The 15,320-nt window shown below is 46.0% G+C and carries 15 protein-coding genes and 1 pseudogene; 13 read left to right on the top strand and 3 right to left on the bottom strand.

Annotated features, from left to right (window positions below):
* Both VM802_RS16545 and VM802_RS16540 read left to right on the top strand, forming a co-directional pair.
* A pseudogene (locus tag VM802_RS16545) lies at window positions 1-191 on the top strand (TlpA family protein disulfide reductase); the annotation flags it as partial.
* Window positions 192-813: 622 nt separating this feature from the next.
* Window positions 814-1,116, top strand: a complete 303-nt coding sequence (locus tag VM802_RS16540) for a YtxH domain-containing protein (protein WP_325532450.1) — start codon at window positions 814-816, stop codon at window positions 1,114-1,116.
* Between the two features lie 58 nt (window positions 1,117-1,174).
* On the opposite strand, the gene VM802_RS16535 is transcribed toward VM802_RS16540, so the two are convergent.
* Entirely contained in the window at window positions 1,175-1,900 is a 726-nt protein-coding gene (locus tag VM802_RS16535) for an SRPBCC family protein (RefSeq protein WP_325532448.1), read from the bottom strand.
* A 234-nt stretch (window positions 1,901-2,134) separates the two neighbouring features.
* Here VM802_RS16535 and VM802_RS16530 point away from each other — a divergent pair, with 234 nt between their 5' ends.
* Both VM802_RS16530 and VM802_RS16525 read left to right on the top strand, forming a co-directional pair.
* Window positions 2,135-2,980 (top strand): 3-keto-disaccharide hydrolase, encoded by an 846-nt coding sequence (locus tag VM802_RS16530; protein WP_325532446.1) that lies wholly within the window; start codon window positions 2,135-2,137, stop codon window positions 2,978-2,980.
* 78 nt (window positions 2,981-3,058) lie between these two features.
* On the top strand, window positions 3,059-3,631 hold the full coding sequence (locus VM802_RS16525) for a hypothetical protein (protein WP_325532444.1): 573 nt from the start codon (window positions 3,059-3,061) through the stop codon (window positions 3,629-3,631).
* Between the two features lie 91 nt (window positions 3,632-3,722).
* Here the strand turns inward: VM802_RS16525 and VM802_RS16520 are convergent, their stop codons facing one another.
* Window positions 3,723-5,474, bottom strand: coding sequence for a DUF885 domain-containing protein (locus VM802_RS16520; protein WP_325532442.1), 1,752 nt, complete (start codon window positions 5,472-5,474; stop codon window positions 3,723-3,725).
* Window positions 5,475-5,757: 283 nt separating this feature from the next.
* On the opposite strand from VM802_RS16520, the gene VM802_RS16515 reads away from it, so the two are divergent.
* Both VM802_RS16515 and VM802_RS16510 read left to right on the top strand, forming a co-directional pair.
* Window positions 5,758-6,444, top strand: a complete 687-nt coding sequence (locus VM802_RS16515) for an RNA ligase family protein (protein WP_325532440.1) — start codon at window positions 5,758-5,760, stop codon at window positions 6,442-6,444.
* Between the two features lie 55 nt (window positions 6,445-6,499).
* Complete coding sequence (locus tag VM802_RS16510; RefSeq protein WP_325532438.1) at window positions 6,500-7,603, top strand: AAA family ATPase; 1,104 nt, start codon at window positions 6,500-6,502, stop codon at window positions 7,601-7,603.
* Window positions 7,604-7,718: 115 nt separating this feature from the next.
* Here VM802_RS16510 and dcd read toward each other — a convergent pair whose 3' ends face one another.
* A complete protein-coding gene (gene dcd / locus VM802_RS16505; protein ID WP_325532436.1) occupies window positions 7,719-8,255 on the bottom strand; it encodes a dCTP deaminase in 537 nt (178 codons plus the stop codon).
* Window positions 8,256-8,389: 134 nt separating this feature from the next.
* Here dcd and VM802_RS16500 point away from each other — a divergent pair, with 134 nt between their 5' ends.
* The 7 genes from VM802_RS16500 to VM802_RS16470 all read left to right on the top strand — a co-directional run.
* A complete protein-coding gene (locus VM802_RS16500) occupies window positions 8,390-9,010 on the top strand; it encodes a 4'-phosphopantetheinyl transferase family protein (protein WP_325532434.1) in 621 nt (206 codons plus the stop codon).
* Window positions 9,011-9,048: 38 nt separating this feature from the next.
* The gene (locus tag VM802_RS16495) at window positions 9,049-9,552 is read left to right on the top strand and encodes a shikimate kinase (protein ID WP_325532432.1); all 504 of its coding nucleotides are present in this window, start codon (window positions 9,049-9,051) and stop codon (window positions 9,550-9,552) included.
* Window positions 9,545-9,937 carry a DUF423 domain-containing protein gene (locus tag VM802_RS16490; RefSeq protein WP_325532430.1) on the top strand — a complete coding sequence of 131 codons (393 nt, stop codon included), beginning with the start codon at window positions 9,545-9,547 and terminating at the stop codon, window positions 9,935-9,937. The genes VM802_RS16495 and VM802_RS16490 overlap by 8 nt, the downstream gene beginning before the upstream one ends.
* A gap of 13 nt (window positions 9,938-9,950) precedes the next feature.
* Window positions 9,951-11,369: an alpha/beta hydrolase gene (locus VM802_RS16485; protein WP_325532429.1), complete on the top strand. Its 1,419-nt coding sequence runs from the start codon at window positions 9,951-9,953 to the stop codon at window positions 11,367-11,369.
* Between the two features lie 23 nt (window positions 11,370-11,392).
* Complete coding sequence (locus tag VM802_RS16480) at window positions 11,393-14,041, top strand: FtsK/SpoIIIE family DNA translocase (protein WP_325532427.1); 2,649 nt, start codon at window positions 11,393-11,395, stop codon at window positions 14,039-14,041.
* A gap of 126 nt (window positions 14,042-14,167) precedes the next feature.
* Window positions 14,168-14,827, top strand: a complete 660-nt coding sequence (lolA1, locus tag VM802_RS16475; protein WP_325532425.1) for an outer membrane lipoprotein periplasmic chaperone LolA1 — start codon at window positions 14,168-14,170, stop codon at window positions 14,825-14,827.
* Between the two features lie 96 nt (window positions 14,828-14,923).
* Window positions 14,924-15,320 (top strand): FAD-dependent oxidoreductase (locus VM802_RS16470; protein WP_325532423.1); only part of this gene is annotated, 397 nt, incomplete at its 3' end.

Below are 15,320 nucleotides of genomic sequence, written 5' to 3'. Positions count from 1 at the left end.
ATCCGCAGAAAGGAGAAAAAACACTGCCTGAGCTTACTGGTATCAAAGGATTTCCCACCACTATCTTTATTGATAAGAAAGGAAATGTGAAAGAAGTACACACCGGCTTCTCCGGTCCCGGTACAGGAGAGCATTACGAAGAGTTCAAGATGGAATATAATCGCCTTATAAACGAATTACTCGGGGAATAGCGTTATATAGTCAGCGTTTAGCCTTTAGTTATAGGAAGGTTCGTATAATCGTTATGCGAACCTTCTTTTTTTGTGTCTGAAGCACGGTTTATGATTGGGAAGTGCCTGTTTCAGATCTTTTTAAAAAAATTTATTTTTTCATCTCTTTCAAAAAGTTTTGAAAAATACAATAACTTAACTATTTTACTGCTCCGTTTGACTTTATGAATTCCATCATCTAACACGCTTGTCTTATCCACCTGCCGGAACAATGTCAATCCTGGTATTGTTCCGGTAGTTTTTTCAGCCCATACTCCACTTGCTGTTTTAGTTACTTCTTCAAGGCGTTCCCTTGTATACCTTATTGCAATCACACATTCGCAGGGCATACTCGTATCAAGTCCACGTTTACCCCAGGTTTACTCCGTATCAAGTCCACGTATACTCCCGGTATTGCAATACCCATCATGGCTGTAAGGCAGCAAAATACCACCGTAAAGGGCTTACCTCTTCCCAATCTCAATCACCATTTCTTAACATTTGCTATGGTTCTTCTGGCCTGATATTTGAAAATTTTTCATCATCACTGCGCTGAATAAACTATGCACGCAGCACATTTGTTAAACCATAAAACTCTCTCATTATGTCTACATCAAAATTTTTAGCGGGTGCAATAGCCGGATTAACTACTGGTCTTGTGATCGGATTATTAACAGCCCCGGATAGTGGAGATGAAACCCGTAAAAAAATCCGTCATACAACAGACGGATGGAAGACTAAATTCAATGGGCTTGTTGGCCGGGGAACCGAAGACCTGTCTGATCTCAAGAAAGTATTCGAAAATGAAATAGAGGGTTTACAGGATGATGTACGCGAGCGCGTACTGAAACTGATCGATAAAAGCCAGCATACTTATAATCGCTTTAAGAAGGAAGCTTTGTCTTAGTTTCAATAATGATCAGCCCCGCTTCTGGCGGGGCTGTTTTATTATCTGTTGATACTTCTTATTTAACGATCTCACCTGTTTCCATATACATTTTAAAACGTTTAATGTCACGGATCACCATGTTTTCAAACGCAGGATTGAGTAGCCAGGCAAGACCGGTGCCTACATAGCCTGCCGGCGGGCGATAGGTAATCATTACATCTACCTCAGTACTGCCATTGAGTGTTTCCCTGAAAGTAACCCTACCTGCCGTGGCAATCGATGAGCCTGGCAGAGAGCGCCATCCGATGAAATCTCCGGGAATTTCCTTCACTATCTCTGCGTCCCATTCCAGTGTACCAATACCGCCAGGTCCCTTCGCCACCCAATGAGAGTGCATTGGATCAATTTCTTCCACTGACTGCAAATGTTTCATAAATACCGATAAATTGCCCAGCTGACGCCAGAAGTAGAAGACTTCTTCCTTCGGGTTATCAATTAGCATTGACGTCCGGATATTCACTGCTGTGGTATGCCTGTCTGGTTTACGCTTGCCGGTAAGTCCATTGATCAGGCAATTACCGGAAATACCGCGATAGAGCAGGTAACCCGCACTGAGTAATTTGAGAAGACTGTACACAGGTTTCTTATCGACCTCGCTAATGGCACTGCCAATAAGCCAGGAACCGGTAAATATGGAAATAATCCTGCCTTCAGGTGTTACATTGATAATATTGGAGCTATCGTATAAAGGGCCCGCTTTAGGTTGTTCCAGTTCGTTGGATTGGTTTACTAAGGTGTTCATATATAATATACAGTTTGGGGAATAACAGCGAAAACCCTGCAACTTTCTTTCAGATAAGGTAAATTGCTACCTCGTAGTATTATAAATATTATGAAAGAAAAGTATGTAGATGTGGCGGGAGCGGTACGGTGCGTATTTTATTACACACTATTTTGCACCACTGCGGCAGTATTGCTATCCTGCTTGTATTTATCTTCCTTATCACCTATCTTACTCATCAAACAATAAGAACATATGAAAAAAGTAATGACCACGTTATTGTTACTGGCAGGCATCCAATGCATGGCCCAAAAGGAAGTAACGCCTGCTAAATGGCTGAAACTATTTAATGGTAAGGATCTCAAAGATTGGGATATTAAAATTACCAGCCATGATCTGAATGATAATTTCGGGAACACCTTTCGGGTGGAAAAAGGATTGCTCACAGTAAACTATGATCGTTACGATAAGTTCAACGAACAGTTCGGACATATCTTCTATAAGAAAAACTTCTCCGCCTACCTGCTGGTAGTAGAATACCGCTTTACCGGCGAACAAGTGAAAGGCGGCCCCGGATGGGCATTTCGCAATAGCGGTGTAATGCTTCACGGCCAGACCGCTGCCACCATGACTAAAGACCAGGATTTCCCGATCTCACTGGAAGAACAGTTGCTGGGTGGCAACGGTAAAGATGTGCGCACTACCGCTAATTTATGTACACCGGGTACCAACGTAGTTATGCACGGAAAACTGATCACGGATCATTGTATCGGGTCTACTTCCAAAACCTATCACGGAGATCAGTGGGTACATGCAGAAGCCCTGGTACTCCGCGATTCAGTGATCAAACATATTGTAGGCACAGATACGGTACTGGTATACGAAAAGCCACAGATAGGAGGCGGCAGTGTATCACACGCCGATCCGGCTGTAAAGCAGGATGGCAAGCTATTATCTGAAGGGTCTATCTCGTTGCAGAGTGAAAGTCATCCGGTGGCTTTCAGGAAAGTGGAGTTGTTTGATCTTTCACCATATATTAACGATCCTGTGAAACTCAACAAGGTACTGCGTTTGCTGCAGAACAGGAATCATAACAAGTAGCCGACAGGTGAAAAAAGCAATCTTCCAAATCAATTTTTTACAGCTTTGGGCTACCTTTGGCGCCTCGAAAAAAGCAGCATGGAAAATTGTACGCTCTATACGCATGATATAGACATGAAAAAAGTGCTGGCATGCATACGCGCCCACTTTGACGAATCGGCTATCACTGTAAAAGGACAGGACAATAACTGGGAAAGTGTTACTACAGTTTCCGGTAAAAGGTTTTTAAGAAGAGGTAACAGCATGACCATCACCTTCCGCCAAAGGGAGGTACCTGGTACTGCACTGGAAGAGCAAAGTGATGATCCGGTAGTGACTAATCTGCACAACATGTATGCTTATGTGCAGCAGCTGCCTGCTGAAAATGAAAAATTGAAAGGGCGTCTTCTCGAAAAAATTACAACCATCAATACAGAAGTGGCATTTCTGGCGAACCCCGGCTTCAATGGGGATTTCCGTGCTGTCATCATGGAAATAGCACTGGAACTGGATGCTATATTCTTCTCTGAAGGTAATGTCATCTTCAGAACAGATGTGCAGGGCTTCTGGGATAAAACTGGTGCATTACTGCTGGATGTAAATGGTCATTCTACTGCCACCAAACTGGCCGTGAATGTACATCCCAGGTATCAGATGGATGTTGTTATGTAATTATTTTTTATGTAGATATTTAAGTACTGGAGGATATCTTTTCCGGTACTTAAATATCTACATAAAAAAATAACTACATAAACAAATACCTTTATTTCAGCATCAGCTCACGGATATACTTCACCGGCGCACTGCCATAACTGAGGAATTTCTCATTGAAAGTCTTCAGCTTGTAATCCTTACCCATCTTAGTTTTATAAGCTTCACGCAGATCGATGATCTCTTTGTAACCTGTGAAGTAGCTTGCCAGCTGTACGCTGGTTACGCTTACACGTCTCCATTTCCCTTCTGCTTCTGCCTGTTGCTGGAATGCTTCTTTGGTAAGCAGGCGCAAGGCATCTTCACGGCTCATATTCTTCACATGTACGCTGTAATCCAATATGGTATTGCACACTGCGCGGAGGTTCCATTTATACCACATCAACCACATTTCAGGTTCATTGTTACCATAACCGTTTTCCAGCATCATTTGCTCGGTATATACAGCCCATCCTTCTATCATGGCGCCGTTGCCCATCAATGATTTAATCAGGCTGGGCGACTGGTTGGAATATACCAGTTGTGTATAGTGGCCGGGAATTGCTTCGTGGATATCGAGGATCTGCAGGATGTAATGGTTGTATTCACGCAGGTAGCTTTCTGCTTTTTCTTTGGGCCAGCCTTCCAGGCCGCCTACGTTATAGTAGGTATTGCCGCCTTTATCGTAAGGACCAGGCGCACTGATGGAGGCACCGGCAACGCCGGCCATGTAGGCAGGTTCCTTACGCACCACCAACGGCTTAGACGGATCAATATACAGAAGGTCTTTTTCTTTGATGAAACTGATCAGCGCAGGCAGCTGCTTCTCAATGGCAGACTGGAACTCTTCAGGCTTCGCATGATTTATTGACAAGGTATCAATCATCCGGCCAACCAGTTCCAGTGAATCGGAAGGAGCGGGCGTATTACCAAAATATTTAGGCCACAGCTGGCGGCTGATCTTTGTCATCTCGCTGTGGATGAATGTTTTGCGCGCTTTGGCAGCATCATAAATCTGCTCTGCTGATAAAGACGATTGTATATCGAAATTAAATTTCTGATCATACAACTCTTTGCCCAGGCGGAAACTACGCGGATTGGCGGGTTTCAAGGCCTTCAGCCAGGCAGCATAGTCTTTGATGGCTTTGGCAGCTTCCTGTGCAGTGGCGATCATTGCTTTCTGTTCCTCCGCAGGAATGCTGGTTTTCTTTAATGAGTCTGCATAATCTTTTTCAAAGACAGACAGACCACCATTATTCTGGTCAATGCCCAGTTGTGTCAGCTCAGGAACGGGATCCTTTACCTGGGCTTTGGCAGCAGCATAATAGGCGGGAACATTTTTCAGCCTGGTGTGGAAATTACGTAGTCTTGTTTCAAGCGGAGCGTAATTTTCATTCAGCATGAAGGCAAAGGTATTGCTGACATTGTAGGAAGATGGATCCCACTGATTGGCTTTCAGGTCATTGATATTCCATACTACAGATTTCAGGTAATTTTCCATCAGCTGGAAATCTATCCTGTTGGCATCGCTCAACTTGTTCATATCAAATGCATGGAGCGAGTCCAATTGCTGTTTGGCAGAGGCAAGTCTTTGCTGTGCAGTGGCATTATCAGGAACAGTAAGCACGGAGTCGTATTTGTGATAGCCCACGTTGGTTGCCCATTCCGGGTTCTCTTTCCACAACGTTTCAATAAAACGTTGCTCATAGGCGCTGAAAGCATTATTCAGCGTGCTGTCAGTGGCATTACTGCCGCCGCTGCTGTTGCCGTTATTACAGGACGCTGCTATCGCAGCAACAGTAGCGCATAAAATTAGTTTTCTCATTACAATAGAATTGTTGTTGATTTCAAAAGCCTGATCTGTCAATGAAATTATCAGAAAAGAAGATCATCAGCTAAAAATAATATTTCCGGCGAATTAATCCTTTCCGTTCAACATAAACAAATACCAAATCGCCAAATAAATAAATAGTACTATCTTCGCGATTCAGTTTAAAAATCTGCAAAACCTTGCGCCATGTAATGTCACAGGCATATTAAATACTTCTTTTACCGTTCCGTTCCGGAACAGGTCTGTGATTTTATTGTTTTAACCAACCCCTGCTGACATGGCAATTTCAAGAAAATATGGCCGTACTTATCATTATCCGTTTTCGCCTGGAACTACCAGCGACGACCGTATACAGCACGACTACTGGGAGCATATCGCCCGTATTCCATTGCTGATACACACGGAGAAGCTGGACGGTGAGAATAACTGTCTGTCACGCTACGGTGTGTTTGCGCGCTCACATGCAGCGCCCACCACCTCTGCGTGGACAGAAAGCATACGCCGCTACTGGCAAAGTATCAGGAATGACCTGGGCGACCTGGAAATATTCCTGGAGAACCTGTATGCAGTACATTCTATTGAATATAAAAAGCTGGATCATCATTTTTATGTGTTCGGTATCCGCGAGCATGACCGCTGGCTGAGCTGGGAAGAAACGCACTTCTACGCGAAGCTGCTGGATCTGCCGGTGGTGCCAGAAGTAAAGCGTGTAACGGCGCCGCCCGCACGCGGGCAGTTTGAGCAGGAGATACTGGAACTGGTATCGCAGCGCGGCGCCTTTGATCCGCATGATGTGCATACTGGTGAGCCAACCGTGATGGAAGGCATCGTATCGCGTAATGCTGCTTCATATCACATAGACGACTTCTCCCGCAACCTGTTCAAGTATGTCCGTAAAGGACATGTGAAAACAGATCAGCACTGGACACGCCACTGGAGAAAGGCGAAGTTGATCTGCTATTAGGAATCAGCTGTTAGCTATTAACAACTAGTCGCTAACAGCTTAAACCTCGTTTAAGATGGAAACGATTTATAAAAAAGACTGGACTTATCTTGAAGATAATTTTGACTGGGTACGCATGATGAAAGACGTGCCCCAGGACCCACGCCATCACGCCGAAGGTAACGTGGCCGTACATACGCAGATGGTGTTGCAACAGCTGGAACAGCTGCCTGCTTTTAGCATGCTTACTGCTGCAGACCAACAAATGCTCTGGGTGGCTGCGCTATTGCATGATGTGGAAAAATCCAGCACTACTATCATTGCGCCCGATGGAAGTATCACTTCGGCTGGCCATGCCCGGAAAGGAGAGATGAAAGCAAGGCAGATATTATATCGCGACATCCCGGCGCCATTTGTTGTACGTGAACATATTACAAAGCTGGTGCGTTACCATGGTCTGCCGCTCTGGATCTTCGAAAAGGAGGATACATTGCGTTCACTGATTGTGGCAAGCCTGGAAACGGATACGCGCCTGCTGGCGCTACTGGCCCGTGCCGATGCATTGGGGCGCATCTGCCAGGATCAGGAGGATTTGTTGTACCGCATTGATTGCTTTGAGCAACTATGCCATGAACACAACTGCTGGGGCAGGCCTTATGACTTCGCCAACCCGCACGCCCGTATGTATTATCTGCAGCAGGCGGACCGTTCACCCTTCTATGTGCCGCATGACATGCCGGCGATGGAAGTGGTGCTGATGAGCGGCCTGCCAGGCGCGGGAAAGGATACTTATACCAGGAAGCATTGTGCAGGCCTCCCGGTCGTTTCACTGGACAATATCCGCAAGGAGATGAAGATAGATCCTACCGATAAAAGTGGTAATGGCACAGTGATACAGATTGCGAAGGAACGCGCGAGAAGTTTTCTGCGTGTACAACAATCATTTGTATGGAATGCCACCAATATTACGAAGCAGATGAGGGAGCAGGTAATCAGCCTGTTCCTGGAATATGGTGCATGGATAAAGATCGTGTATGTGGAAGCGCCGGTAGCGAAGCTATTGCAGCAGAACAGGCAACGGGAGGAAGTGGTACCTGCGGTGGTGATGGAACGTCTGATCAGTAAGCTGGAGGTGCCGGTAATAACCGAGGCCCATGAAGTGGAGTATTTAGGTATTTAGCTATTTAGGTATTTTGGAATTTATGAATGCCGTGGAGATTATCTTTTATTTTAGATTTATAGAACACAATCTCCACGGCATTCATAAATTCGTACATTCTAAAATCCCTAAATATTTAGAATTCGTTTTTCCACATCATACTTTCTACCGGCCTGATGGTGCGGCCATTGTATTTGGCATTGCCTTTCTTGTTGTACAGGGTCTCGATAGAACCTTCTACCACAAAATAGATTAGCTGCCCGATAGGCATGCCGGCGTATATGCGTACTGGTTGGGCGCAGGAGATTTCGAGCGTCCAGGTATTGCAGAAGCCCACGTCGCCCTTACCGGCGGTAGCGTGTATGTCGATGCCCAGTCGGCCTGTGCTGGATTTACCTTCCAGAAAAGGTACGTGCGCATGCGTTTCAGTATATTCTTCGGTAACGCCGAGATAGAGCGTGCCTGGCTGCAGCACATAGCCTTCCCCAGGGATTTCAAAATGCTCGATCTCATTGTGTTTGCGTGCATCCAGCACCCGGTCTTTGTAGGTTGCGAGGTATTTACCCAGGTGCACATCATAGGAGTTCGTCCCCAGGTACTTCCTGTCATATGGAGCAATCACGATGGTGCCCTTCTCAATTTCCTCCAGTATCCGTTTGTCAGACAGAATCATTATCAGTAGTTTAGTTTTAGCGGGATAATATCTTTATAAAGCATCAGTATTTCCGCCGTTAGCAATTAGTTAAAATGCTAAAAGCACATGGACAAAAGCTTTTTTTCTCCTTTTTTGCTTTAATTTGGCAAGATATGCCATTAATACGTACCATACAAATTGATCCGGAGACGAGGCTGGGAGTTTGGAAAATTGAAGAAACAGAAGATTTTTTCCGTGAGCGCGTAAACATCAGCCGGGATATTCATCATCCGCACAAAAAACTGCAGCATCTGGCCGGACGGTACATGTTGATAACCCTTTTCCCGGAATTTCCTGTTCATGAGATAATGGTCACTGATTCGCGCAAGCCGGTACTGATGTGCGGCAGCTATCACTTTTCCATCTCCCATTGTGGCGACTATGTGGCGGCTATCGTGAGTACGAGGTCTGCGGTAGGGATAGATATTGAAGAAGTGAAAGAGAAGATAGAGAAGGTATCGCATAAATTTTTGTCGCCTGAAGAGCAGGCATTTATTGACCCGGTTCATGAGCTGAAGCATAAAACCATTTGCTGGAGCGCCAAAGAAGCCATGTTCAAGTGGTATGGACTGGGCGGCGTTGATTTCAGGGAGAATCTGAAGTTGCATCCGTTCCTATACCAGCAGGCAGGCTTTATTAACGCTGATTTTGTGAAGCAGGATTCAAATACCCGTTTATATTTGCAGTATATAATGGATAACGGTCTGTGCCTGGCATGGACGCATCCACTGTGAGGAATGGACTTAGTACTAACCGTTGCGTTATTTTTTATATGAAGATATATCTGATCGGCTTCATGGGAGCCGGAAAATCCTATTGGGGAAAGCAACTGGCCGATCACTGGCAGGCGCCCTATTATGATCTGGATGATGTGATTGTAGCAGAAGAGGAGATGGCTATCAGTGATATTTTTGCTACGAAGGGAGAAGATTATTTCCGGGAAAAGGAAAGTATGTTGCTCCGCGAGTTATCACGGCAGGGCAGATTCCTGATCTCCTGCGGTGGTGGAACGCCCTGCTTCCAGGACAACATGGATTTCATGAATGACCACGGCACAACTGTGTGGATCAATCCACCGCTGGAAGCGATGGTAGACCGCCTGAAACGTAAGAAATATAAGCGCCCGCTGATACAGGATCTGGAAGATGAAGACCTGTATGATTTCGTGGAAAAGAAGCTGGCGGAGCGCAGACCTTTTTATGAACAATCCAGGGTTATTATTTCTTCTGATAATATTTCATTGGATACCTTTACAGAAAAAATTGACCATGCATAAGAGTTTTTTAGTTTGGGCAGCGGCCCTGGGTGCACTGGCTGTGGTTTTGGGCGCGTTTGGCGCACATAAGCTGAAAGAGCTGGTTCCCCCGGAAACCGTATCTACTTTTCAGACAGGCGTTACTTACCAGTTCTATCATGTATTTGCATTACTGGCAACCGGCATTCTCTTTGCTTATGTGCCCGGCAATCAGCTGATGTGGGCAGGCAGGTGTTTTATCATCGGAGTCTTCCTATTCTCCGGATCACTTTATCTGCTGACTATGATGAAAGCTACAGGAAACGTGGGGTTGAAAGGTATCGGTATCCTTACGCCTATTGGCGGTGTGTTTTTTATTGTGGGCTGGATTTGTCTGCTCACAGGAATTTTAAAATTAAAAGCGTAAAGCGGCTTTGCATATGTATAAAGGTTTCTGGATGTTGTTGGTGGGAATGTGTATCTGCACAGTGGCATGGGCGCAGGATAACAACGTGGTAACAGGGAAATGGTATGGCGTATCAAAGTCCTACTATGGAGAGAAACAGCGCCTGATCATAGAATTGGAGAAGGCAGGGGAGGGTTATACAGGTACCATGTCGAGCCCCGACCAGACGGAGGAAGTTATCCGCTTTGATGATGTTGTTTACCGGAAAGATACGCTGTTGCTCCGCAGGGCTGATATTGGTTTCGCTTATGCAGGCGTCTGGGATCAGACCGCGCAGCAGTTCAAAGGCATATTCACCTGGAGTGGCCAGCGCAACACGCTGGATCTTTCCAGGAAAGAGATCCTGAAAGAAGATCTCTTTAAACGGCCACAGGAGCCTACTCCGCCTTTCCCTTATTATACGGAGGAGGTGAAGTTCCAGAATACCAAAGAAAATATTACACTGGCGGGAACTTTCAGCAGGCCCAGAGCCGTCGGCAAATATCCAGTGGTGGTTATGCTCAGCGGCTCAGGTCCGCAGGATCGTAATGAGGAAATGGCAGCGCATAAAACCTTTCTTGTACTGGCAGATTATTTCGCCCGCAATGGCATCGCCACACTACGTTTCGATGACCGTGGCACTGGCGCTTCCTCAGGAACCTACAGTGGTGCAGACCTGTACGACTTTGCCAACGACGCACGCGCTGCCATGACCTACCTGAGCACAAGAAAAGATATTGATCCGCATAGTATTGGCCTCCTGGGCCATAGCGAAGGCGCCATGATAGCACAGATTGTGGCGGCAAACAATAACCAGGTAGCTTTTGTAGTTTCAATGGCAGGACCCGGTGTAACCGGCCGCGAACTGGTAGATCAGAAACTGATACTCGAAAGCAGAAGAGCTGGTATGCCCGACAGCCTGATCCGTCTGCAGTTGGATCGATTCAAACCCTACTGGGATGCGCTTGCAAGCAGCAAGGATATTGCCGTCGCCCAGGCAAAGGCCCAGCAAGCACTCAAAGAGATTTATCACCATCTTCCTGACGAAATGAAAAGGCAGGTGACAGAGGCAGAATTTGTAAGTGATTTGAATTTTAACAGAGAATCTTCTTCCGTATTATTATACAAACCGCTGGAATACCTGAAACAGATCAAATGCCCATTCATGGCTATTAACGGGTCGAAAGACCTGCAGGTGGATGCGGACAGCAACCTGAATGCCATTGAACGCGCACTGCGCGAAAATGGAAATATGCTGACAACAATCCGTAAGTTTGATGGGCTGAATCATATGTTCCAGCGTTGTAAACAGTGTACCGTCGCTGAATATGGAGAACTGGAACAAACCATTGATCCCCTGGTGCCGGAATTTATAGCGCACTGGATCGTTCAGTTGCCGCCCTGGGGCCGGTAGTCGCATTTTTTTGAAATTATCTTATGTCCAAAAATAAACTGAAAAACGAAAAACCAGAGAGCAAGAAACCTACGAAAAGCTCCGCCCCGAACCCCGACGTGTTGAAGAAAGATAAGGAGCCGGAGGTAAAGGTCAAAGAGCTGGTGAAAGATGAACGCACACATAAAGTTTTGGGTGTATTCTTCTTTCTGTTGTCTGTGTACTGTTTTATTGCTTTTACATCTTACCTTTTCACCTGGGAAGATGACCAGGATAAAGTATTCCGGTATTCTACAAAGGAACTGCTGATCGGCGATGTAAAAGTGGATAACCTGCTGGGCAGGCTGGGAGCCTATGTTTCACACAACTTCTTTTACAACGGTGTAGGTATCGCATCCTTCCTGTTTTGTTATTTCTTTTTTATTATCGGTATCAACTTTATTGTAGGCCGCCGCGTGTTCCGCGTGTGGCGTAATGTAAAATACATCCTGTTTGGTCTGGTGTTTATCAGTATGGCTACGGCATTTGCGGCTGGTGGGGTGGACTTCCCCTGGGGGGGCGCACTGGGCAATGCTTTGGATAAATGGACTTCCGGTTTTGTAGGCAAGACAGGTACGGCTTTGCTGTTGATTGTAGCGGGATTGTCGTGGCTGATCTGGAAATTTAATTTCGATTTCAAATGGCCAGAGAAAAAAGTAAAGCCGCCGAAACCTGTAGCACCCGTGGCTTCCGCGGCGCCAACAGGCGTTGCTTCTACAGCGGTGCCGGTACCTGAAACAAAAGAAACAGATCGCAGGAATGGCTTGAAAGATGACGGAGGTGTAATGGTAATTCCTCCACATAATATGGAAGAAGAGGAAGAAGGAGGAGAGCTGATGCCGATGCAGCTCATTGAGAAGGAAGATATAACTGTGATCCCGTCAGCGCATGCAGCATACGTTCCTCCTGTTACAGTGCGAGAACCAGAGCCAGAGCCAGAGCCAGAGCCGGAAGAAGAGGAGATTCCCGACGAAGATCCGGGACCATTGCTGTACATAGAAGAGATCCCGGAAGAAACGCCGCCACTGGTCAACAACAGGAAGAAACCGGGTGCAGATGAAGTGACCTTTGAGATCAAGGAAACGTTTAAGGATGAAGACGAAGAAGTAGAGGAGATGCCAGCTTCCAGACCGGTAGTACCGGTTGATCCCTATGATCCTTCCCTTGATCTGCGCGACTATAAATTCCCAAGTCTTGATCTGTTGGAGAGTCACAGTGCAGATAAAGTAATTGTGCAGGATACCGGCGAGCTGGAGAAAAATAAAAACCAGATCATCGACACACTCAAGAACTACGATATTTCTATACAAAAGATCAGCGCTACAGTTGGTCCTACAGTTACCCTGTATGAAATAGTGCCTGCTGCGGGTGTCCGCATCTCGCGTATCAAGAACCTGGAAGATGATATTGCATTGAGTTTATCGGCTCTGGGTATCCGTATTATTGCGCCTATTCCGGGTAAAGGTACTATCGGTATTGAGGTGCCAAATGTGAAAAAGAGTATCGTTTCGCTGAAAAACCTGCTGGCATCTGAGAAATTCCAGACCAGCGCGATGGACCTGCCGATTGCTATCGGTAAAAAGATCGATAACGAGAACTTCATTGCGGATCTGGCCAAAATGCCGCATCTCCTGATGGCAGGTGCTACCGGCCAGGGTAAATCCGTTGGTATTAATACCTTGCTGGTATCGCTGCTGTATAAGAAACATCCGTCGCAGCTGAAGTTTGTACTGGTGGATCCGAAGAAGGTGGAATTGTCGCTGTACAAACTGATAGAGAAACACTTCCTGGCCAAGCTGCCTGGTGAGGACGATGCGATCATTACGGATACCAAGAAGGTGATACATACCCTCAATGCGTTATGTATTGAAATGGATCTGCGTTATGATCTGCTGAAAGAAGCCGGTACACGCAATATCCGTGAGTATAACGCCAAATTCACGCAGCGCAGGTTGAATCCGCAGAAGGGGCACCGCTACCTGCCTTTCATTGTGTTGGTGGTGGATGAGTTTGCGGATCTGATTATGACTGCAGGTAAGGAAGTGGAGATGCCGATTGCACGTCTGGCACAGCTGGCGCGTGCCGTGGGTATTCACCTGATTATCGCTACGCAGCGTCCTTCTGTGAATATCATTACCGGGACGATCAAGGCCAACTTCCCCGCACGTATAGCCTTTAAGGTATCTTCCAAGATCGACTCCCGTACTATCCTCGATATAGGTGGTGCAGAACAGTTGATCGGACAGGGCGACATGCTTGTGTCGTTCAACGGGGAGCTGGTACGTTTACAGTGCGCGTTCGTGGATACGCCTGAAGTGGAAAATGTGGCTGAGTTCATCGGGAACCAGAAAGGGTACCCGGAAGCGTTCCTGCTGCCTGAGTATGTAGACGATAAAGACGGTGAAGGCAAAGAACTGACGCTGTCTGACCGGGATCCTCTGTTTGAGGAAGCCGCCCAGGTGATTGTGCAGACACAGCAGGGCTCTACCTCATTGCTCCAGCGTCGTATGAAGCTGGGGTATAACCGCGCCGGCCGTCTGATGGATCAGCTGGAGGCTGCAGGTATAGTAGGCCCTAATATGGGAAGTAAGGCAAGAGATGTGCTGGTGAAGACTGACAGCGAGTTACAGGAGATACTTAATGATTTGTTGTAATATATTTGGCGGAGATAAATTTATTTTAACAAAATATACGAAATTTGCACTCCTGAAAAAAGATCGGCAGGTGTAAACGGCATGGCATTTGACACCCAAGGTCAACACAAACTAAAAAATCCTACAATGAAGAAATTTGTATTAACGGGAATGTTATTGAGCGGGATCGTTTTTAGCGGTATGGCTCAGTCCAAAGGGGCGAGCGATCCAAAAGCGAAAACTATCCTGGATGGTGTTAGTAATAAATTCAAGTCATTAAAATCGGTGGTGGCGAATTTCGTGCTTAAGGTGGAAGGCGCCAATAATGGTGTAAATGAATCCAAGAAAGGAACTGTATACCTCAAAGGAGCAAAATACAAGGTGACTTTACCTGGACAGGAGATCATCAGCGACAATAAGACATCCTGGACTTATGCAAAAGATGTGAATGAAGTAACGATCAATAATGTGGACCAGAGCAGCAGTGCGATGACACCTGCCAAGCTCTTCACTAACTTTTATGATAAAGATTACCTGTACCGCCTTGACGGAGAAAGCAACGACAAAGGCAAGGTATTACAGAACATAGAACTGACGCCTACTGACAAGTCCAAGAATATTTTCAAGGTGGTCGTTTCTGTTGACAAGAAGAACCAGAACATCGCGAAGATGAAAGTATTTGAGAAAAACGGGAATCACTACACTTATGAGATTACCAACTTCACGCCCAATGCGAATGTAGCGGATGCCACATTCTCATTTGATGCTAAAAAGTATCCTGGTGTGGAGGTTGTGGATCTGAGATAAAAGAAGCTTATTATAGTTGAGCCTTCTGCGCGCGCAGGGGGCTTTTTTTGGCATTTTCTTACTACCTTTGGCAAGTTTCAATTAAAACTAAACAATATGGCATACGACGTAATCGTAATTGGTAGTGGCCCTGGCGGCTATGTAGCTGCTATCCGTGCTGCGCAACTTGGATTTAAAACCGCAGTAGTGGAAAGAGAGAGCCTGGGTGGTATCTGTTTAAACTGGGGCTGTATTCCAACCAAAGCATTGTTAAAGTCTGCACAGATATTTGAATATACGCAGCACTCAAAAGACTACGGTATCACTATCGCAGATGCAAAAGTAGATTTTGATGCAGTGATCAAACGCAGCCGTGGTGTTGCGGATAAAATGAGCCGTGGCGTTCAGTTCCTGATGAAGAAGAACAAGATCGATGTGATCATGGGTTCAGGTAAAGTGAAAGGCAAGGGTCAGGTAGAAGTTACTGATAAAGACGGTAAAACTGCCGTACGCG

It is taken from the genome of Chitinophaga sp. (genome assembly GCF_035538455.1).
Classification (GTDB): Bacteria; Bacteroidota; Bacteroidia; order Chitinophagales; family Chitinophagaceae; genus Chitinophaga.
The sequence above is the reverse complement of the archived record's forward strand: the minus strand, read 5'-3'. Positions and strand labels throughout refer to the sequence as shown.

What these genes read in the sequence shown, in the direction of transcription:
- VM802_RS16495 (WP_325532432.1), top strand. Translation starts at nt 9,049, where the DNA reads ATGAAGATATATCTGATCGGCTTCATGGGAGCCGGAAAATCCTATTGG.
- VM802_RS16500 (WP_325532434.1), top strand. Translation starts at nt 8,390, where the DNA reads ATGCCATTAATACGTACCATACAAATTGATCCGGAGACGAGGCTGGGA.
- VM802_RS16525 (WP_325532444.1), top strand. Translation starts at nt 3,059, where the DNA reads ATGGAAAATTGTACGCTCTATACGCATGATATAGACATGAAAAAAGTG.
- VM802_RS16485 (WP_325532429.1), top strand. Translation starts at nt 9,951, where the DNA reads ATGTATAAAGGTTTCTGGATGTTGTTGGTGGGAATGTGTATCTGCACA.
- VM802_RS16520 (WP_325532442.1), bottom strand. Translation starts at nt 5,474, where the DNA reads ATGAGAAAACTAATTTTATGCGCTACTGTTGCTGCGATAGCAGCGTCC.
- VM802_RS16540 (WP_325532450.1), top strand. Translation starts at nt 814, where the DNA reads ATGTCTACATCAAAATTTTTAGCGGGTGCAATAGCCGGATTAACTACT.
- dcd (WP_325532436.1), bottom strand. Translation starts at nt 8,255, where the DNA reads ATGATTCTGTCTGACAAACGGATACTGGAGGAAATTGAGAAGGGCACC.
- lolA1 (WP_325532425.1), top strand. Translation starts at nt 14,168, where the DNA reads ATGAAGAAATTTGTATTAACGGGAATGTTATTGAGCGGGATCGTTTTT.
- VM802_RS16530 (WP_325532446.1), top strand. Translation starts at nt 2,135, where the DNA reads ATGAAAAAAGTAATGACCACGTTATTGTTACTGGCAGGCATCCAATGC.
- VM802_RS16510 (WP_325532438.1), top strand. Translation starts at nt 6,500, where the DNA reads ATGGAAACGATTTATAAAAAAGACTGGACTTATCTTGAAGATAATTTT.
- VM802_RS16535 (WP_325532448.1), bottom strand. Translation starts at nt 1,900, where the DNA reads ATGAACACCTTAGTAAACCAATCCAACGAACTGGAACAACCTAAAGCG.
- VM802_RS16490 (WP_325532430.1), top strand. Translation starts at nt 9,545, where the DNA reads ATGCATAAGAGTTTTTTAGTTTGGGCAGCGGCCCTGGGTGCACTGGCT.
- VM802_RS16515 (WP_325532440.1), top strand. Translation starts at nt 5,758, where the DNA reads ATGGCAATTTCAAGAAAATATGGCCGTACTTATCATTATCCGTTTTCG.
- VM802_RS16480 (WP_325532427.1), top strand. Translation starts at nt 11,393, where the DNA reads ATGTCCAAAAATAAACTGAAAAACGAAAAACCAGAGAGCAAGAAACCT.